This window comes from Staphylococcus caprae (assembly GCF_003966625.1).
GTDB classification, from domain to species: Bacteria; Bacillota; Bacilli; order Staphylococcales; family Staphylococcaceae; genus Staphylococcus; species Staphylococcus caprae.
This window is the reverse complement of the sequence record NZ_AP018587.1, coordinates 875,815-896,616: the sequence shown is the minus strand read 5'-3', so window position 1 is coordinate 896,616 and position 20,802 is coordinate 875,815. Positions and strand designations below refer to the sequence as shown.

Genomic DNA, 20,802 nt, shown 5'->3' with positions numbered 1-20,802 from the left:
ATCAATGCAATTTTTTCGTTATTTAAAATGATTAGGTTTTTTATCTAATAAGCCAAAGTAGAATTTGATATGCTCCACAATTCTTAAACTAGCTTTGCCGTCTCCATATGGATTCATTGCATGGCTCATTTTGTTATAAACAATATCACTATCTAATAATTGTTTCGTTGCGTTATAAACTTGTTGCTCATCGGTACCCACAACTTTCAAGGTGCCTGCCTCTACCCCCTCAGGTCGTTCAGTCGTCTCTCTAAGCACAAGGACTGGTTTATGCAATGATGGCGCTTCTTCTTGAATACCACCTGAATCTGTCATAATAAGATATGCATGTTTCGCAAAATTATGAAAATCAACAACATCTAACGGTTCAATGAGTTCTATACGTTCATGATTGCCTAAGTATGTTTCAGCTAATTCTCTTACTTTAGGATTCATGTGTACTGGATATACTAAAGCTAAATCATCGTAATCTTCAATTAACCTTTTCACTGCTTTAAACACATTTTTCATTGGTTGACCAATATTTTCTCTTCTGTGTGCAGTAAGTAGAATAAACTTTTTATTTCTATGTTTATCAATAATTTGAGATGTATACTGATCATCAATTGTATAATCCATTGCATCAATAGCTGTATTACCTGTGACAACTACTTTGTCAGAAGCCTTACCTTCATTAATTAAATTCGTTGCTGCATTAAGAGTTGGGGCAAAATGCAAGTCTGCCATTACCCCAACCATTTGTCTGTTCATCTCCTCAGGAAATGGAGAATACTTATCGTAACTTCTTAAACCAGCTTCAACATGAGCGATTGGTGTTTGATTATAAAATGCAGCAAGTGCTCCTGAGAATGTAGTGACTGTATCACCGTGTACAAGAACCATATCTGGCACTTCAGATTTAATTATGTCCTCAAGTTGAACCATCGATTTCGATGTAATACCAGACAATGTTTGCCCTGTTTTCATGATATTTAAATCATAATGAGGAACGATATTAAACGTCTTCAAAACTGAATCAAGCATTTCTCTATGTTGTGCTGTAACAACAACTATAGGCTCCAACTCAGGATCTTTTTCTAATGCTTTTACAAGTGGTACCATCTTAATAGCTTCAGGTCTTGTTCCGAAAATGGTCATAATTTTTTTCTTCAAAAATATCTATCTCCGAATCTATTATTTAGTACCAAACAATCTATCACCAGCATCACCTAAACCAGGTGTAATGTATGCTTTATCATTTAGCTTTTCATCAAGTGCTGCGATATAAATGTCAACATCAGGATGTGCTTCTTGCATCTTTTCAACACCTTCTGGTGCAGCGATTAAGCACATAAAACGAATACTTTTCGCACCACGTTGTTTTAATGATGAAATGGCTTCTATAGCTGAAGCGCCTGTTGCTAACATTGGATCAACAACAATAATTTGTCTCTCATCGATATCTTGAGGTAATTTGGCAAAGTACTCTACAGCTTTAAGTGTTTCTGGGTCTCTGTACAAGCCAATATGCCCTACTCTTGCAGCAGGAACTAAGCTTAATACGCCATCAGTCATTCCTAAACCTGCTCTCAAAATAGGTACAACAGCCAATTTTTTACCTGCTAAGCGCTTAGCTGTCATTTTGGTTACAGGTGTTTGAATTTCAACATCTTGTAACTCTAAATCTCTAGTTACTTCATAAGCCATCAACATGCCTACTTCATCTACAAGCTCTCTGAATTCTTTCGTACCAGTATGAGCGTCTCTAATATAGCTTAATTTGTGTTGAATTAACGGATGATCAAAAACATGTACTTTACTCATTTTCATATTCCTCCAATGTGTTTATCTATTATTCATATAGTGGATATTTTGAAGTAAGGGCGTGTACTCTTTCTTTAGCTTCATTGAGTTTAGCTTCATCATCTGTATGTTTTAAAGCTAAGCTAATGATTCTTGCTACTTCCTCAAATGCTGATTCATCGAAACCACGTGTTGTTGCTGCAGGTGTTCCAAGTCTAATACCACTTGTAACAAATGGCTTTTCTTGATCAAATGGAATCGTATTCTTATTACAAGTAATACCGACTTTATCAAGTGTTTCTTCTGCTACTTTACCAGTAATATTAATAGAACCTTTGACATCAACAGCTACTAAATGGTTATCTGTGCCACCTGAGACAACTCTAAACCCTTCATCTATTAAAGTTTGAGCCAAAGCTTGAGCATTTTTAATGACTTGTTGTTGATAAACTTTAAAGTCGCTATGCAATGCTTCTCCAAATGCCACTGCTTTAGCAGCAATTACGTGTTCTAAAGGTCCACCTTGAATGCCAGGGAAGATTGTCTTATCTATGTCTTTCTTATACTCTTCTTTACATAAAATCATACCCCCACGAGGTCCACGTAAAGTTTTATGTGTCGTAGTCGTAACAAAATCAGCATATTCCACAGGGTTAGGATGTAAACCAGCTGCTACTAATCCAGCAATATGTGCCATATCTACCATTAATTTAGCGCCAACTTCGTCCGCAATCTCTTTAAACTTTTTGAAGTCAATCGTTCTTGAATATGCAGAAGCTCCAGCGACAATTAATTTTGGTTTATGTTCTAAAGCTAATCGACGTACTTCGTCATAATTAATACGTTCAGTTTCTTTATCTACACCATATTCAACGAAATTATAGAATTTACCACTGAAATTCACTGGTGAGCCATGTGTTAAATGACCTCCATGACTTAAGTTCATTCCTAAAACAGTATCTCCCATTTCAATGGCTACTAGGTATACAGCCATATTGGCTTGAGAACCTGAATGAGGTTGCACATTTACATGTTCAGCACCAAATAATGCTTTAGCACGGTCGATTGCAACAGTTTCAGTTACATCTACATACTCACAACCACCATAGTAACGGCGACCAGGATATCCTTCTGCATATTTATTTGTTAAAACTGAGCCTTGTGCTTCCATAACAGCTTCAGATACAAAATTCTCAGATGCAATTAATTCAATATTTCCGTTTTGACGGTTGTACTCCTTTTGAATTGCTTCAAAAATAACTTTATCCTGTTTTTCGATATAAGACATAAAAAATCCCCTTCTTCCTTAATATTAATGATATTTAGCACGTTCGCCACCAATTTTCTTAGGTCTTGATGTTGCTATGGTAACGATAGCTTCTCCAACTTGTTTAACACTTGTTCTAACTGGAACACAAACATGTTTAATATGCATACCAATTAATGTTTGACCAATATCTATACCTTTTGGAACAGTAATATGTTCTACTACGATTGGATCTTTCATATGTTGATAAGCATAAGTGGATAAACTTCCACCTGCATGTACATCTGGAACAACAGTAACTTCTTCCATAGTCAGTGGGTTGAAATTTGTGCTTTCCATTGTAATCGCCCTATTGATATGTTCACATCCTTGAAAGACAAACGACACGCCTGTATCCTTTTCAATTTGTTTCAATGCTTCAAAAATTTCTTTAGCAATATCCATTGATCCCACTGAACCAATTTTTTCACCAATCACTTCTGAAGTTGAACATCCAATGATACACAATTCGCCTTTCTTAAAGAACGACATATATTTTAGTTCGTCAAGCAGTTTTTGTAAATCACGCATTTGAACCCACCCCTTTGTATAAAATAAAAAGGAACATAGCAAACTTGCTATACTCCCTAATTATAACTTATTTAAAGCCTAACATATACTAATTATATATAATTTAATCCCGAGTGGTTTTCATTTTCTTAACTAAATCGTAAATCTTGTGATACGTTTGTTCATAAACTTCGGCAGGAGCTCCATAAGGATCTGCAATTTCACCATTAACATTGACGTATTCATTGAGTGTATAAACATTTGAATGCTGACCATATTGTGCCATAATCAATTCTTTATGAGATTTAGACATCGTTAAAATTAAATCCGCTTCTAAATCATCTATGCCTAACTGTTGGGCATTCGTAGGTTCAGGCAAATGATGATCATGAATAAGTTGTAACGATGCTTCTGAAATAGCTTGTCCATCCATCGCAAATAATCCACGTGATTGAATATCATCATTTGGCAATAACTTTTTAGCAATACTTTCTGCCAATGGACTACGACATGTATTTCCTGTACATACAAATATGATTTTCATAGCGTATCACCTTTAATTATTTCATTACCTGCTGCTTTGAGCATTCTATTCATAATTGCCTCAGATTGATCCTTTTTTTCAAATCCGAAAATAAAAGCACGTTGAATGTCACTAGATCGATCTATTGAATGCAAGATGCTATATAAATTGTGGTTAGCAGTTTTAATATCTTGAGCATTCTTACATAAAGAAATGAACTGTGCACTTTCCGGTAGTAAAGATTTCATACTTTCAGGAAAAATAAAAGCAGTATCTTTCCATTTCTCATTATTATCAATTTTATGATTTAAATTTTCAATAATTGTAAGAGGAGTATCTGGCGAATAATGTTTATATTTCATACCTGGCGCAATAGGCTTTTCATTTTCAGTAAAATGAATATCTTGCACACTTTCTGGTAAGACTTTCTCAATCATCTCTTTCGTTACTGAGCCTGGACGTGCAATGCGAAATGGAAACTGCGTGCAGTCAAGAACTGTACTTTCGAGTCCTTCTTCACTTTGATCACCGTTTACAATACCGTCAATTTTATGATTTAAGTCATGAAACACATGGTCAAATGTCGTAGGTGATGGGCGACCACTTAAGTTAGCACTTGGTGCAGCAATGGGTTCATCTATAACTTGAAGTAACGCTCTTCCTATTTTATGACTAGGCATACGAACAGCAATGGAATTCAATCCCCCCGTTACTGTTTCACATAAATAACCTGATTTAAGCGGTAAAATAAAGGAAATAGGCCCAGGCCAATATGCTTCCATTAGTTTTGAAACACGTTCATCAATATGTTCAACAAATTTATCCAGTTGTTTTCTATGATGCACATGAACAATTAAAGGATTGTCAGAAGGTCGACCCTTAGCTTCATAAATCTTTTTCACTGCTACTTCATCTTTTGCATTTGCACCTAACCCATATACCGTCTCCGTTGGAATCGCTACTAAGCCACCTTTAATCACGGTATCTTTAATATCATTTATATATGGATATTGATGTAAGTTATCTTTAAAGGCCCGAACATCCCAAATGTGAGTTTCCATTTTCTTCACCTCTTTCTAATTTATATCATGTACGGAAAAAGAGTGGAACTTAATTCAGTTTGCCGTTTGTTGAATTTAAAGTCCCACCCATCTTATATTTATAATCATTATATTAGTAACACAACATATGGTTAAACATTTTTTATTTATTGAAACCACGATTAAATATACACTTAACAATTGAAAGTTGAATTACCATTTAATAGATACGATACGCTGATGCCCATTAATGTCTCGTATCACTTCTACTTCTTTGTTTGGATACATTGTTGTCACGATTGACTTCAATTTTTCACCTTGATTATAACCAATTTCAAAAACAACATGTCCATTTTCATTCATTACTTGTGGTAAATCTTTTAAGATGTCCTCATAAATAGCATAGCCTTTATTTTCAGCAAAAAGTGCATGGTGAGGTTCAAATTGAAGTACCGTATCATCCATGTCTTTAGATTCCGCTTCATCAATATAAGGAGGATTCGAAATTAAGCCATCCACTTTAATCCCCTTCTCAATTAATGGCTTTAACGCATTTCCTTGAAGAAAGTGAATATCCTGTTGATGGGTATCCGCATTGTTTCTAGCCACATTTAAAGTATCTTCATATAAATCTGTAGCGTAAACATCTAAATCGGGGCGAAGCAATTTCAGAGTGACTGCAATTGCTCCACTACCTGTTCCTATATCTACTACACCATCTTTATTACGACATAATTTAAGAAAATGAAGCATCACTTCTTCAGTTTCCGGACGTGGGATAAGACAGTTGGCATCAACTTTAAACTTATATCCATAAAATGATTGGAAACCTACAATATATTGAATCGGTTCTCCCTTCAACATTCTATGTAGCGCTAAATCAAATTTCGAAATATCAGCCTGTGACATTAATTCCTGACTATGAATAAGATAATCTGTCCTAGACCATTGAAAAACATCTAAGAATAACCATTTTGCTCTACTTTGTTCATATCCTTTATCTAAAGTGAGTTGGATAGCTTCTTCAAGCTTTTCTCTATAATTCACCATTATTTAATTCTTTCAATTTCTCGGTTTGTTCAGAAAGTGTGAGCGCGTCGATAATCTCATCTAAATGTCCTTCCATGATTTGGCCGAGCTTTTGCAGTGTTAAACCAATACGGTGGTCAGTCACACGACTTTGTGGGTAATTATAAGTTCTAATACGTTCAGAACGGTCCCCTGTCCCTACTGCCGACTTTCTTTGAGATGCATATTTTTGTTGCTCTTCTTGTAATTTCATATCATATAAACGTGCTTTCAACACTTTCATTGCTTTTTCACGGTTTTGAATTTGAGATTTCTCAGAAGATGTCGCAACTACACCCGTTGGCAAGTGAGTAATACGGACAGCTGAGTCAGTTGTATTGACGTGCTGACCACCCGCACCACTTGAACGATACGTATCAATTTTCAAGTCTTCATTGCGTATTTCAATTTCAACATCCTCTACTTCAGGTAGAACTGCTACTGTAGCAGTAGATGTATGAATACGACCGCCTGATTCTGTTTCTGGTACACGTTGCACACGATGTGCCCCATTTTCAAATTTCAGTTTACTATATGCGCCACTACCAGATACTGAAAAACTGATTTCTTTATAACCACCATGATCACTTTCTGATGCTTCGACTATTTCAGTCTTAAAGCCATTTGCTTCGGCATATTTAGAGTACATTCTCATTAAATCTCCGGCAAAAATAGCTGCCTCATCTCCTCCAGCAGCAGCACGAATCTCAACGATAACGTCTTTTTCATCATTTGGATCTTTAGGTATTAATAAAATTTTCAGTTCTTCTTCCATATCTGGTAATTCATTTTTTAATGCAGTACTTTCTTCTTTAAGCATCTCAACTTCTTCTTTATCAGAAGTTTCTCTTAACATTTCTTCGATATCTTCTAATTCTTCTTTTTTCGATTTATAACTACGATAAACATCTACCGTTTTCTGTAAATCTGCTTGTTCTTTAGAATACTTTCTTAATTTATCTGAATCATTGACAACATCAGGGTCACTTAACATTTCATTTAATTGTTCATATCGCTCTTCAACTATATCTAATTGATCAAACACTACATTTCCTCCTTCTCATTTTCACTTGGAGCCACAATATGATGCGCTCTACAACGTGGTTCGTAACTTTCATTCGCACCAACTAATATAATAGGATCATCAATTTTAGCTGGTTCACCATTGATTAATCGTTGCGTACGGCTTGATGGTGAGCCACAAACGGCACATACCGCTTGCAGTTTAGTTACCTGTTCACTTACCGCTAATAACTTTGGCATAGGTTCAAATGGTTCTCCCCTAAAATCCATATCAAGACCTGCTACAACAACTCTATGACCATTTTCAGCAAGTTGTTCTGCTATATTGACAATCTCATCATCAAAGAATTGCACTTCATCTATACCGATAATATCTACATTGTGTAAATCTTGATTTAAAATTTCTCTAGCCGTAGAAATATTTATCGCTTCAATCTCATTACCATCATGGGAGACGACCTTTTCTTTATGGTAACGATCATCAATTGCCGGTTTGAACACGACTACTTTCTGTTTCGCATAAATCCCACGTCTTAATCGACGTATTAACTCCTCGGATTTACCACTAAACATACTTCCAGTAATAGTTTCAATCCATCCGGAATGGTACGTTTCATACATTGAGAGTTCCACCTTTTTTCAAAACATAATCGCTTAATTATATCATATTTTTTATGTAGTTAAATGCATTTTCAAAGTATTATTCTAAATTAAGCAATGATACTCACTTATTACAAACAATTTAGGAACTTAACTCTCAACCCTCATTTATTGTAACGAAAATATCCAAAATAAAAAAACTGTCTACAATCCCATAATAATGGATACGTAGACAGTTGAAATTCAAAATTAGTTGTTGTTTGATTTGAAACCAAACTTTTTGTTGAAGCGTTCCACACGACCATCCGCAGCAGCGAATTTTTGACGGCCAGTATAGAATGGATGTGAATCAGAAGATACGTCTAAACGAATAACTGGGTATTCATTTCCATCTTCCCATTCCATAGTTTCTGAAGATGTTTTAGTAGAACCACTTAAGAATTTAAAGTTTGTAGTTGTATCTAAAAAGATAACTTTGTGGTATTCAGGATGAATTCCTTGTTTCATTTCTTTCAGCTCCTTTGCCCTGAACCATCTGGAACAGAGTTATTTGTGAGTTTTTTACCCAATACTGTGTAATTATAATAGGAATCAATTTAAAACGCAACCCTTTATCAATATTCGTTAGATAATTGGTTTACCTGTTTTCGTGCTTTCTTCGGCTGATTTTTGTAATTGAGTGAAAAATTCTTTATTATTTTTCGAGCGTTTTAATTTTCGGATGAAGCGTTCTGTAAAATCAGTAGAGTCTGTAAATAAATTACGTAATTGCCATAATGAATCGAGTTCGGCTTTCGAAATAAGTAATTCTTCTTTACGCGTAGAACTTCTACCAATATCAATGGCTGGGAATATTCTACGTTCTGATAATTTACGATCAAGATGAAGTTCCATGTTTCCTGTACCTTTGAATTCTTCGTAAATCATATCATCCATTCTTGATCCTGTTTCAACAAGTGCTGTAGCTAAAATAGTTAAGCTACCCCCTGCTTCGATATTTCTCGCCGCACCGAAAAAGGCTTTCGGTTTATGAAGAGACGCTGGATCTAAACCACCAGATAACGTTCGACCACTTGGTGGAATAACAAGGTTGTATGCACGAGCTAAACGTGTAATTGAATCCATTAAGATGATGACATCTTCACCAATTTCAACCAAACGCTTGGCACGTTCTAGTAATAATTCAGCTACCTTAACGTGATGTTCTGGCGGCTCATCGAATGTAGAATGTACAACTTCCGCAGATTCAACAGATCTTTCAATATCTGTCACTTCTTCTGGACGCTCACCTACAAGTAAAATAAAGAGTTTTGCTTCTGGTTTATTCGCTGCAATCGCATTTGCAATTTCTTTTAATAAACTTGTTTTACCAGCTTTAGGCGGAGCTACGATTAACCCACGTTGACCTAAACCAATCGGCGTCACTAAATCCATAATACGAGTAGAATAATTAGTTGGAGCTGTTTCTAATAAGATTCTTTCTTCAGGATATAGAGGTGTTAACGCTTGGAAGTGAGGACGTTTTTTTACTTCTTCTGCATTCTGATCATTAACAAAGTCAACTTGGAGTAATCCATAATATTTCTCATTATCTTTAGGCTTACGGACTTTACCAGTTACTTTATCGCCACGTTTAATCTCAAAACGTCGAATTTGGCTGGCAGAAATATAAATATCTTTCTCACCTTTAGAATAGTTGACTGTTCTAAGGAAACCATATCCATCTTGTTGTATATCATCCAAGATGCCTTCCATATAGTAATTACCATCTTTCTCCATTTGAGCTTCCATGATGGCTAAAACTAATTCTTTTTTATTTAATTTACTATAATTCGTTAATTTTAAAGATTTGGCTTTTTGAGTGAGCTCTTTAGTAGTATTGTTCTTGTAAAGTTCGTGGAAAGATTCATACTGAGGAGACGTTCGTTCTCTTTCAGGCATAGACTTGCACCCATTTCGTTATTTTTTATGTTGCGAGGCTCTGACATATTAAACGTTTTTAGTAGGTTTTGATGAAAAGTTTCAAAATATAACCTTGCGAAAACTTTTTTAACTTTTATAAAAACAAAGCAAAGTTAACTACTTTTTCACGTTCATATGTGTCTTAACCTTCTAAATACTAGAATAACTATAGCAAATTTTCATTTTAATTACAAAATGAATTTAGAAAATATAACAATAAAAACAAAACACGGAACTAAAATAGTTCCGTGCATCGTTTAATTGCAAGATTTAATCTATTTATTCAATTATTTAAAATATCCAGCAATTGATTTAACTTCTAAGAATTCTTCAATACCGTAATCGCCCCATTCGCGACCTAAACCTGATTGTTTATAGCCACCAAATGGTAGGTCTGGTTTTCTGCCAGCTTCATTGATTTCAATTGTACCGGCTTCTACTGAGCGTGCTACTTTGCGTAATGTGTCTTGATCTTTACCGATAACGTATCCGGCTAAACCATATTTAGTATCATTCGCAATTTCAATGGCTTCATCTAAATCATTATAAGTGATTACAGACATTACAGGACCAAAGATTTCTTCTTGAGCAATAGTCATTTGATTGTCCACATTGATGAAAATAGTTGGACGAGCGAAGTAACCTTGATCTAATCCTTCTGGTTTGCCAGGACCACCGTAGAAGAGTTCAGCACCTTCGTTAACACCTTTATCAATATAATCTTGAACTTGGTCGAATTGTTTTTTACTAATAATTGGACCAACTTGTGTGCCTTCTTCTCTAGGATTACCAACTTTAACTTGACTAAATTGTTCTTTCACTGCAGTTAAGAAATCTTCTTTAATGCTTTCAGGAACTAGTACACGTGTACCTGCAGTACAAACTTGTCCAGTATTGTTGACAACCTTGCCAGTCGTCGCTTTAGCAGCTTCTTGAATATCAACATCATCTAATACGATGTAAGGTGATTTACCACCTAATTCAAGAGATACTTTTTTGAAATCTTTTGCTGCTTTTTCCATAATTTTAGAACCTGTAGGGCCAGAACCAGTAAATGACATCATTCTTACTTTAGGATGTTCACTTAATGGATTACCTACACCTTCACCATCACCATTTACTAAGTTGAATACACCTTTAGGCACACCAACCTTGTCGAAGATTTCAGCTAAGATAATTGCCGCAAATGGTGTTTCTTCAGAAGGTTTTAACACGACTGGACTACCTGCCGCAAATGCTGCAGCTAATTTCAATGATGTTTGGTTAGTTGGGAAGTTCCATGGTGTTACTAATCCAGCTACCCCGATTGCTTCTTTAACTACTAAGTCATCACCACGTTGTTCTTCAAATTCAAAGTTATCTAGCGCATCTCTTGCAGCTGTAAAATGATCTAATCCCATTTGGTAATGTACATTTTCAGAAACGGATAATGGTGAACCAAGTTCATCAGTAATTGCTTCAATGATATCTTCTTTTCTATTTTCATACTCTTTTACAATTCTATCTAATAAATCTCTTCTCTCTTCAACTGAGCTATGACGGAATTGTACATAAACGCTATCTGCAGCTTCTACTGCTTTGTTAACGTCATCTGCATTACCTTTTGCTACTGAACCCATCACTTCTTCAGTTGCAGGATTGATTACGTCTATTGTTTCGCCACTCGCACTATCAACCCATTCGCCGTTAATATATTGTTTAGTGAAATTTCTCATATTCAATATTCACTCCTTCGAAATAGTTATATATATTAAATAACCTTTGAAAGCCTACTTTAAACATCAATATAATTGGAAATAAATTGAGTGTTATTTATTTTCCGTTTAGTAACTATAAACGAAATGCCCTTTATTGCACAAAAAAATTGCCTACAAAGTTGAACTCCGTAAGCAATTTCTGACTAAATATTTTACTTAGATTTATTTTGAAGCATTCGTTTCTAATTCAACATATTTTTGTGCCCATTCTTCCATAGGCTTCAATGCTTCTGCTAATGCATGTCCTTTATCAGTCAATTCATACACAATTTCTATAGGACTTGAAGAAATAATTTTCTTTTCAACAAGATTCCATTCTCCTAAGTCAGTTAATTTTAAACTTAAAGCTCTAGGAGTAATTGTTTTTAAATCTCTTTTCATATCGGAAAAGTGAGCAGAATGACTTTCACATCTAGATAAATAGTTAATAATAAGTCCATTCCAACTGCGACCGACAATTTTGAAGGTTTCTTCAAGATATGGACAGATTTCCATTTGCCTCACCTCATATTAAATATGCTCATAATTGTAGGCATGTATCTTTTGTCTCCCAATTATTAGTATAAATAGTATATCACAAAATCTTAAATTTCTTCAGTCCAAATATCTGCACCGAGTGATTTCAAGTGTTCAACGATATTAGTATACCCTCTATAAATATGTTTTACATTGAAAATAGTAGTTACACCTTCAGCAATTAAACCAGCCGTAATCAAGCATGCGCCTGCACGAAGGTCACTTGCATAAACTTCTGCACCCTTTAAGTGAGATGGTTTAATAGTTGCAGTGCCTTCATCAGAATAAATATTAGCTCCCATATGTTTGAGTTCTTCCACATGTTTAAATCTTGCTGGATAAATCGTATCCGTTACAAAAGAAGGACCGTTCGTCATAAATAATAGAGGTGTAATTGGTTGTTGAAGATCCGTAGCAAAACCTGGATAAACTAAAGTTTTAATATCTACATTCTTATATGGCGCTTGTTTACGAATAATTGCTTTCTCGTCTTCAATTTGGATGTCGACACCAAGTTCTCTTAATTTTACCGTTAAAGCTTCTACATGCTTAGGTACGATGTTATTTAATGTCACTTCTTCACCCATTGCAGCAGCCATACACATATATGAACCCGCTTCAATTCTATCAGGGATGATTTGGTATTCTGTACCATTCAATGTTTCAACGCCTGTAATTTTTATTGTAGTAGTCCCTGCACCTTTAATATTAGCACCCATACTCATTAAGAAATTTGCAACATCTACAACTTCAGGTTCTTTAGCGGCATTTTCAATGACAGTTTGCCCTTTAGCATGAACTGCTGCAAGCATAATATTAATCGTAGCACCTACACTGACCATATCTAAGAAAATATTAGCTCCCTTTAATTCTTTAGCTTCTATCTTCATAGATGTGTCACTCGATTCATCTATTTCTGCGCCTAATGCTTTAAACCCTTTAATATGTTGGTCTATTGGACGTGGTCCTAATGGACATCCTCCTGGTAAACCAATTACACACTTTTTGAAGCGTCCAAGCATTGCGCCCATCATATAGTATGAAGCACGAAGCGACTCAACTTTATTGTTAGGTAAAGGCGCATTTTCTATTTCAGTAGTATCTACTTCTAATTCTTTACCATTTAATTTCGTTTTAATATTCAAATCTTCTAACAAACTCACTAAAGTTTTGACATCAGAGATTTGAGGAAGACCATCCAACTTTACATGTCCTTGAGCTAATAAAGTTGCGGGGATAATAGCAACAGCGCTATTTTTCGCACCACTAATTTCTACTTCTCCTTTTAGTGTTTGTCCACCTCTTATTTTTATTACCTCTTGAACCATACGATTTGTCTCCTTTGTTTCCTTCTTTTTTAAAATTTCACATTATTAGCATTATAAAATAATTTTACTTTGTTTGTAAAATACTTCAATTCTTAGCTACAGAAAATGATTTATTTGAAAAATTATTATACTTAACGTCATTAATTCGTGTTCTACTTAATTCAAGTTTACATCGATATTAAATTATTACCTCTTCTACAATAATTTAATCGTTAAAATTGTGTATATGTATGAAATAAATATTGTTTCATTTTAATTAATATCTGTTTAAACGTGTGAAGTGTATATTTATAATTGAATTTCTGATTTTAGTATAGCATAAAAAAGACCATTGAAAGCATCGTTTCAATGGTCTTAGAGCGATATGATATAAAATTATTTAGCGCGGTTAGATGTACCGAATTCTTTAATTTTACCTTTTACAGTTTCTTTAATTGCTTCACGTGCTGGTCCTAAATATTTACGTGGGTCGTAAACATCTTTATCGTTATTTAATACATCACGAACAGCCTTAGCTGAAGCAATTTGGTTTTCAGTGTTTACATTAATTTTCGCAGTACCGTAAGGAATTGCTTTTTGAATGTCTTTAGTTGGGATACCTGTACCACCGTGTAATACTAATGGTAATCCAGTAGAAGCACCAATTTCTTCCATTTCTTTGAAGCCTAATTTAGGTTCACCTTTGTATGGTCCATGAACTGAACCTAATGCAGGTGCTAAAGTATCGATACCAGTTTTTTCAACTAATTCTTGACATTCTTTAGGATCTGCATAGATTACGCCGTCAGCAACAACGTCATCTTCTTGTCCCCCAACTGTACCTAATTCAGCTTCTACAGAAACGCCTCTTTCATGTGCGTATTCAACTACTTTAGATGTGATTTCAACATTTTCTTCGAATGGGCTATGAGAAGCATCAATCATAACTGAAGTGAATCCAGCGTCAATTGCTTCTTTACATTTTTCGAAACTTGAACCATGGTCTAAATGAATCGCCACTGGAACAGTAATATTTAAATCATGAATTAATCCCTCAACCATTTTAACTACTGTATAGAAACCACTCATGTAACGAGCAGCACCTTCAGAAACACCTAAGATTACTGGTGCATTTTCTTCTTGTGACGCTTCTAAAATAGCTTGTGTAAACTCAAGGTTATTTAAGTTGTATTGACCAACTGCATAACCATTTTCTTTCGCATCAATTAACATTTCTTTCATTGAAACTAAAGGCATGAAAGTTCCTCCTTGAGTGCATCTGTGCACGTATTTTTTCAACATCATTATATCAAAAATACATAGTGAATGCATGCGAATACTTTATTTAAAATTAATAATTTTCACAATCCTTAACTTTTCAACAATTGCAAACGCATACAAGATTACAATTACTCACATATTGCATAACCTACTCGTATTATTTACAATATTTTAATGAAAAGAATGGAGGAACATCATGTCAAAAATTCTTAATACACAATTGACAGGCATATTTAATAGACTCGAAAAACAAGCATTAGATATTCAAATGGCAGCACAATGTTTAATACAAGCTATCGGAGGCGAAGGCTATGTATACATAAAAGGATATGGCGATTTAAAATTTTATGAAGCATTTGTGTTAGATAGTGAGGAAAAGCTTGATACAAGTCGTTCTCTTGAACGCTTAAATTCATATGAAGAGATAGATTCGACTGATCGGGTATTCTTATTTGCGCCATTTTATACTGAAGAAGTAGAAAAAGATGTTCAACGTTTAATTGACTTAGATGTTGATTTCGTATTGGTATGTAACAATCCTAAGCGTGATGATTTTCCGGAGCATCTGATGCATTATGTGAATTTATCTACACCTAGACCTATTGTTTATACTGAAGATTACGATAAAATTGTTCAACCTCATCCAATGGCATTCAATTACGTATATTATGAAATCTATACGCAAATGATAGAAATGACACGAGATTTAGAATTATAAGGTACAATTTAAAACATAAGAGCTAAGATGGTGGGCTATAGAGACATAGTAGTATGTCTCCTCCCCTAGTATTTTAATAGAGAGCCTTTATCAATGTCCTCATCTTTATATGAGGAATCAGCATTATGTGTGCCTTCATTTGAACTATTCATATATTAACCTTTTTATTAGGAATGAATTAAATGAAAAAAATCAGCATTTTAATATTATTAATTTCAGTAATAATCATACTATTTATTTACATATCTCATGAAATTAAGAGAGAGCACTATATCAAAGTTCAAAAAGCACGTATTGAATTATTTTTTAAACATAATTTAAAAGGCTACAAAAATATTGATATTAAAAACACTTATAAATCTCCAATGGGAAGTTATAACATTGAAGGTACCATCAACCATAATAAAAGATTGAATTTCACTGCTACAATGACTAGCGATACAAACTTTCAGTTCGAAGAAGATCTTACTATTTCTGACAACATTGATAAAATGTTTAAAACTGATTCAGAAAATCCAGATTTTCCTACTGAAATCATCCGGAAAACGAAACTTAAATCAACAGATTATGAGGCAAAACCTCCAGTTATATTTAAATTTTAAACTTACGCCCTCTACATTATTTTTGTATTGAAAATAATCATTCATAATCTGTAATTTTAGAATAAGAATATGATATAGACCTTTAAAAGCAAAGAAAACGGAGATTGCTATGACATCAGAATAGCGATCTCCGTTTTTATATGTTTTATAAATATTTATTGTTGTTGGTATTTAAATGAAGCTTCAATAAATGATTTAAATATTGGTTGTGGACGGTTAGGTCTTGATAAGAATTCTGGGTGGAATTGACATGCGATGAAGAAATCATTTTCAGGAATTTCAACAATTTCTACAAGTCGTCCATCTGGGCTTGTACCTGAGAAGACCATACCATTTTCTTCTATTTGTTCTCTAAATTCATTGTTAAATTCATAACGATGACGATGACGTTCTTCGATATCATTTTCAGAGTAAATTGATTCGGCAAGTGTGCCTTCTTTAATATGACATGGATATAAACCAAGACGAAGTGTACCACCTAAATCTTCGATATCTTTCTGTTCAGGTAATAAATCGATAATTGGATAAGGTGTGCTTGGGTCTAGTTCGGCTGAATGTGCGCCTTCTAAACCTAATACGTTACGTGCATACTCTACCGTTGCTAATTGCATACCTAAACAGATACCAAAGAATGGAACATTGTTCTCACGAGCATATTTAATTGCAGAAATTTTACCTTCACTAGCACGGAAACCGAAACCACCAGGTACTAAGATACCATCAACATCTGATAAGTAACTTTCAACATTATCATCAGTAACTTCACTAGAATCAATCCATTTTACCACTACATCTTTCTTAAGTGGATAACCCGCATGTTTAAGTGATTCAACTACTGACAAGTATGCATCTTGTAAACTTACGTATTTACCTACTAAACCGATTGTAATTTTACCATCAAGATTATTCACTGTATTTAAAAGATGTTCCCATTCATCTAGTTGTGTTTCATACTTCGCATTTAACTGAAGACGTTGAATAACAATATCGTCCATGTCTTGTTTGCTAAGTTGTAACGGAATCTCATAAAGAGAATCTGCGTCACGACATTCAATAACACTTTCTTTATTGATATCGCAGAATAATGCAATTTTATCTTTCAAGTCTTGAGTCATTTCATATTCTGTTCTTACTACAATTAAATCTGGTTGAATACCTAAACCACGTAATTCCTTAACACTGTGTTGTGTAGGCTTAGTCTTCATTTCTCCAGCTGCTTTAATATAAGGTAATAATGTACAATGCACGTACATGACATTTTCACGGCCTAAATCACTTCTAATTTGACGGATTGCTTCTAAGAAAGGTAGTGATTCTATGTCACCTGTCGTACCACCAATTTCAGTAATAACGACATCTGCATTTGTGCTTTCTCCTGCTAATAATAATCTTTCTTTAATTTCATTTGTTATATGTGGAATAACTTGTACTGTTCCACCTAAATAGTCGCCTCTACGCTCTTTCTTTAATACATGAGAATATACTTTCCCAGCAGTTACGTTTGAATATTTATTTAAATTAATATCAATAAATCGCTCATAGTGACCCAAGTCTAAGTCTGTTTCTGCTCCATCATCTGTAACAAATACTTCACCATGTTGATATGGACTCATTGTACCTGGGTCCACATTTAAATATGGATCAAATTTTTGAATTGTAACTTTAAGCCCTCTATCTTTGAGCAATCTACCGAGAGAAGCGGCTGTGATTCCTTTTCCTAATGATGAGACTACTCCGCCTGTTACAAAAATAAATTTTGTCATTGTCTGACCTCCTGTAAAATTTAGGGTTGCTACCTCGTAGTTGAAATAATATTTAAAACTGTGAGTAACATGACATCCTTTTATGTAAAACATATAAATGTTTTAAAGTTACTCTACAATTCTGTTCACTTTTAATATTGAGTTATTTGAAAAAACAAAAAAACGCTCCCTCTCACAACAATTGTAAGGGGGAGCGTATCTACTTAATACACGTGTCCTAATTAAAGGAGCCCGAATAAAATTCTATCATCTTTTAACTAAAAATAAAAGTCCCATTTTTTAATCTAGACTGTAGAGATACCTTTTAAAATTAAGCTAGATTATCAATACTCCGTATTTAAATTAAGAATAAATCTTTTTGTACCAGCTTTCTTATGACACATGCATAAATCATATGTGTTCGTACTCCACTTTATGTCTAACTCATTTACTAATAATTAAATCAAAGAATGTGAATTAGTCGTTGAAGTCTTCTTCGTCTTCGAACTCTTCTTCTTCCTCTTCTGCCATGTCATCGTCTTCATCTTCTTCAATAACGATGTCAGAATCGTTGATTTCTTCTTCTACATCCTCATCTTCAGGATCATTTAATGTTTCTTGATCGTCAGTTTCAGCAGGAATATCATCGTCATCATCGATGTCATCCTCACCTAATAATTTAAGATTTTTATCTTCTTCATCATCGTCATCAAGAATATCAAATTTTTGAATCGTAGGTGCGATTTTCTCTTCAATATCATCAACTGAATACCAGTCACGAAGTCCCCATTGATTCTCTCCAACGTTTAAGAAACGTCCATCAGTATTAAGGTCAGTGTAGAATTGAACAACACGTGTTTCAATGTCTTCGTATTCATATCCACCTAAAGATTTAAATTCATCAATGATATCGTATAAGTTCATTGTTGTTTGTTTATCATTTAATAAAGTGTAAGCCATATCGATAAATGACTTCTCATCTACCATTTCTTTCGTGTAATCTTGAATTTTCATTAAAAAATACTTCCTTTCAAAGGATTTTTCTCTTATTAACGTCAAATTTTCATTAACTAATATTAACAAAAATAAATTATAAATGACAACATGTGATTTCGCAATCACAACTAATAGTTTATGTATTTTTCAAATAGTACATAATCTTCAGCTTCTTCAATGACTACAAAATTACTATTTACACATAAAGGTTTCAATTCATTATGTTCACCATATAAAGTGATTGCCAAAACTTTAATACTATCAAAGTTTTTACGAATATACGTTGGCAGTTGGCGAAGTGCACTTTCAGCAATACCTTCATTTCTGTGTTCTTTATTGACTTCAATTGCAGAAATTCTCATTCTATTTTCGATTTGCTCTACAGCGATAAATCCAACTTTTTCTTTATCTTTAAGTAAGTTAATTACATGAATATTTGCTTCTTCTGATGTTTCACTTTCAACTAATCGAAGTGAAGACACATGTTTAGAATCTAAATCTAAGTAGTAAAGACGCTCTTTACCGATTGGTCCTTCCTCTTTGGTTGCCGTATGCATGAAACCAGCACGCTCATAAACATTCCATGCTCCTTTATTTTCCGCATCTACGACAAGATACAAATGATTAAAATCTGGGAACAATTCTTGCACATACTGTGGTAAAAACATCATCATCTTTGTGCCATAACCATGACCTTGAAATTTCTCATTCACTGACAATGAACGAACATATACGACATTTTCTGGTGTATCATAACCTTCATGTTGATAAAATTGATGCAAAACAAAGAATCCCACGACTTCCCCATGTTGATTCATAGCGATATTAGCTACTCTATTGTCATCATTTAAAGCGTCATCTAAAACATCTTTCGGTAGTGAAGAATAAATTTGTTGTCTTTCACTTAACTCAAACTCTTGTACTGCTTCGCGATACTTTTCCTCGAAGACTTGAACTATAATATCTTCAAACTCTTTTTTGATAAACATATGATTAATCCCCTATTCATTAGTTACACTATTAATTATATATGAATTAAATATCGATTACTATTTAAGATTGTAGAAATTTACTAATTTGACAAGGATTGATTTACTTTACCCTTTTACAAAAAAGATTCTTACAATGTCCATACCCTATTAAAGTAAATTAACAACCATAAAGTGATTTTTAATTAAATTGCACTTGTTTTTCAAAAATTTTAATATACTATTATGAGTGACGTATTTTTGATGTGGAGTGATAATCATATGAAGGTCGGTATTGATGCCGGGGGCACTTTAATAAAGATTGTTCAAGAACAAAATGATAAACGTTCATACAGAACAGAATTAACTACAAATATAGAGAAAGTGATTGATTGGTTAAATCATGAAACAATCGACTCACTTCATTTAACTGGTGGTAATGCTGGTGTTATTGCAGAAAATATTACGATTCCAGCTCAAACTTTTGTGGAATTTGACGCTTCCTCAAAAGGGCTAGGTATTCTTTTGAAAGAACAAGGACATCATCTTGAAAATTATATATTTGCAAATGTTGGTACAGGGACTTCACTGCATTACTTTGATGGTAAAGATCAACAACGTGTGGGTGGTGTCGGAACTGGAGGCGGTATGATCCAAGGGCTAGGTTATCTGTTATCAAACTTAACTGATTACACTGAATTAACTAATTTAGCACAAGGTGGCTGTCGAGATTCGATTGATTTGAAGGTCAAACATATTTATAAAGATACTGAACCACCGATTTCTGGCGATTTAACTGCTGCTAACTTTGGAAATGTCCTACATCATCTAGATGAGAATTTTTCTTCTGCGGATAAACTTGCTTCTGTTATTGGTGTCGTCGGTGAAGTAATTACAACGATGGCTATTACATTAGCTCGTGAATATCACACTGAGAATGTAGTCTACATCGGCTCATCTTTTAATAATAATCATTTATTACGCGAAGTCATTGAAGATTACACTGTTTTAAGAGGATTTAAACCTTATTATATTGAACATGGCGCGTTTTCAGGCGCATTAGGTGCAATCTACCTCTAACTCATATTCATAAAAAAGAGC

Annotated in this window: 21 protein-coding genes; 3 read left to right on the top strand and 18 right to left on the bottom strand. The window is 34.1% G+C overall.

Annotated features, from left to right (window positions below; translation table 11 throughout):
- Window positions 1-18: 18 nt before the first annotated feature.
- The 15 genes from wecB to fdaB all read right to left on the bottom strand — a co-directional run bounded on the left by wecB (window position 19) and on the right by fdaB (window position 14,651).
- A complete protein-coding gene (wecB, locus tag JMUB898_RS04195) occupies window positions 19-1,137 on the bottom strand; it encodes a non-hydrolyzing UDP-N-acetylglucosamine 2-epimerase (RefSeq protein WP_172594858.1) in 1,119 nt (372 codons plus the stop codon).
- Between the two features lie 36 nt (window positions 1,138-1,173).
- A complete protein-coding gene (upp, locus tag JMUB898_RS04190) occupies window positions 1,174-1,803 on the bottom strand; it encodes a uracil phosphoribosyltransferase (protein WP_037541861.1) in 630 nt (209 codons plus the stop codon).
- 28 nt (window positions 1,804-1,831) lie between these two features.
- The gene (glyA, locus tag JMUB898_RS04185; RefSeq protein WP_002445580.1) at window positions 1,832-3,070 is read right to left on the bottom strand and encodes a serine hydroxymethyltransferase; all 1,239 of its coding nucleotides are present in this window, start codon (window positions 3,068-3,070) and stop codon (window positions 1,832-1,834) included.
- A gap of 24 nt (window positions 3,071-3,094) precedes the next feature.
- A complete protein-coding gene (locus tag JMUB898_RS04180) occupies window positions 3,095-3,619 on the bottom strand; it encodes a TIGR01440 family protein (protein WP_126501913.1) in 525 nt (174 codons plus the stop codon).
- Between the two features lie 103 nt (window positions 3,620-3,722).
- Window positions 3,723-4,142, bottom strand: a complete 420-nt coding sequence (locus JMUB898_RS04175) for a low molecular weight protein arginine phosphatase (RefSeq protein WP_002445583.1) — start codon at window positions 4,140-4,142, stop codon at window positions 3,723-3,725.
- The gene (locus JMUB898_RS04170; protein WP_126501912.1) at window positions 4,139-5,182 is read right to left on the bottom strand and encodes an L-threonylcarbamoyladenylate synthase; all 1,044 of its coding nucleotides are present in this window, start codon (window positions 5,180-5,182) and stop codon (window positions 4,139-4,141) included. Before JMUB898_RS04170 ends, JMUB898_RS04175 begins: the two co-directional genes overlap by 4 nt.
- Before the next feature lie 192 nt (window positions 5,183-5,374).
- Window positions 5,375-6,211 carry a peptide chain release factor N(5)-glutamine methyltransferase gene (gene prmC, locus JMUB898_RS04165; RefSeq protein WP_002445585.1) on the bottom strand — a complete coding sequence of 279 codons (837 nt, stop codon included), beginning with the start codon at window positions 6,209-6,211 and terminating at the stop codon, window positions 5,375-5,377.
- Window positions 6,198-7,274 (bottom strand): peptide chain release factor 1, encoded by a 1,077-nt coding sequence (gene prfA, locus JMUB898_RS04160; protein WP_002445586.1) that lies wholly within the window; start codon window positions 7,272-7,274, stop codon window positions 6,198-6,200. Before prfA ends, prmC begins: the two co-directional genes overlap by 14 nt.
- On the bottom strand, window positions 7,274-7,873 hold the full coding sequence (locus tag JMUB898_RS04155; protein WP_002445587.1) for a thymidine kinase: 600 nt from the start codon (window positions 7,871-7,873) through the stop codon (window positions 7,274-7,276). Before JMUB898_RS04155 ends, prfA begins: the two co-directional genes overlap by 1 nt.
- A 228-nt stretch (window positions 7,874-8,101) precedes the next feature.
- Window positions 8,102-8,359 (bottom strand): type B 50S ribosomal protein L31, encoded by a 258-nt coding sequence (locus JMUB898_RS04150; RefSeq protein WP_002435494.1) that lies wholly within the window; start codon window positions 8,357-8,359, stop codon window positions 8,102-8,104.
- 117 nt (window positions 8,360-8,476) lie between these two features.
- On the bottom strand, window positions 8,477-9,793 hold the full coding sequence (gene rho, locus JMUB898_RS04145; protein WP_002445589.1) for a transcription termination factor Rho: 1,317 nt from the start codon (window positions 9,791-9,793) through the stop codon (window positions 8,477-8,479).
- A gap of 308 nt (window positions 9,794-10,101) precedes the next feature.
- A complete protein-coding gene (locus JMUB898_RS04140) occupies window positions 10,102-11,529 on the bottom strand; it encodes an aldehyde dehydrogenase family protein (protein ID WP_002445591.1) in 1,428 nt (475 codons plus the stop codon).
- Between the two features lie 204 nt (window positions 11,530-11,733).
- Complete coding sequence (locus JMUB898_RS04135; RefSeq protein ID WP_002445593.1) at window positions 11,734-12,066, bottom strand: winged helix-turn-helix transcriptional regulator; 333 nt, start codon at window positions 12,064-12,066, stop codon at window positions 11,734-11,736.
- Between the two features lie 89 nt (window positions 12,067-12,155).
- Window positions 12,156-13,415, bottom strand: a complete 1,260-nt coding sequence (locus JMUB898_RS04130) for a UDP-N-acetylglucosamine 1-carboxyvinyltransferase (RefSeq protein WP_002445595.1) — start codon at window positions 13,413-13,415, stop codon at window positions 12,156-12,158.
- Between the two features lie 375 nt (window positions 13,416-13,790).
- Window positions 13,791-14,651, bottom strand: coding sequence for a class IIb fructose-bisphosphate aldolase FdaB (gene fdaB / locus JMUB898_RS04125; RefSeq protein WP_037541862.1), 861 nt, complete (start codon window positions 14,649-14,651; stop codon window positions 13,791-13,793).
- Window positions 14,652-14,871: 220 nt separating this feature from the next.
- Between fdaB and JMUB898_RS04120 the strand changes: the two genes are divergently transcribed.
- On the top strand, window positions 14,872-15,393 hold the full coding sequence (locus JMUB898_RS04120) for a DUF2529 family protein (RefSeq protein WP_002445598.1): 522 nt from the start codon (window positions 14,872-14,874) through the stop codon (window positions 15,391-15,393).
- A 182-nt stretch (window positions 15,394-15,575) separates the two neighbouring features.
- Entirely contained in the window at window positions 15,576-15,995 is a 420-nt protein-coding gene (locus tag JMUB898_RS04115; protein ID WP_002445599.1) for a DUF1433 domain-containing protein, read from the top strand.
- 155 nt (window positions 15,996-16,150) lie between these two features.
- On the opposite strand, the gene JMUB898_RS04110 is transcribed toward JMUB898_RS04115, so the two are convergent.
- The 3 genes from JMUB898_RS04110 to JMUB898_RS04100 form a co-directional block, all read right to left on the bottom strand.
- Complete coding sequence (locus JMUB898_RS04110; RefSeq protein WP_037541863.1) at window positions 16,151-17,758, bottom strand: CTP synthase; 1,608 nt, start codon at window positions 17,756-17,758, stop codon at window positions 16,151-16,153.
- Between the two features lie 456 nt (window positions 17,759-18,214).
- Entirely contained in the window at window positions 18,215-18,751 is a 537-nt protein-coding gene (gene rpoE, locus JMUB898_RS04105) for a DNA-directed RNA polymerase subunit delta (RefSeq protein ID WP_037541864.1), read from the bottom strand.
- A gap of 110 nt (window positions 18,752-18,861) precedes the next feature.
- Entirely contained in the window at window positions 18,862-19,722 is an 861-nt protein-coding gene (locus tag JMUB898_RS04100) for a GNAT family N-acetyltransferase (protein WP_002445602.1), read from the bottom strand.
- Between the two features lie 261 nt (window positions 19,723-19,983).
- On the opposite strand from JMUB898_RS04100, the gene coaW reads away from it, so the two are divergent.
- The gene (gene coaW / locus JMUB898_RS04095) at window positions 19,984-20,781 is read left to right on the top strand and encodes a type II pantothenate kinase (protein ID WP_037541865.1); all 798 of its coding nucleotides are present in this window, start codon (window positions 19,984-19,986) and stop codon (window positions 20,779-20,781) included.
- The last annotated feature ends 21 nt before the right edge of the window (window positions 20,782-20,802 follow it).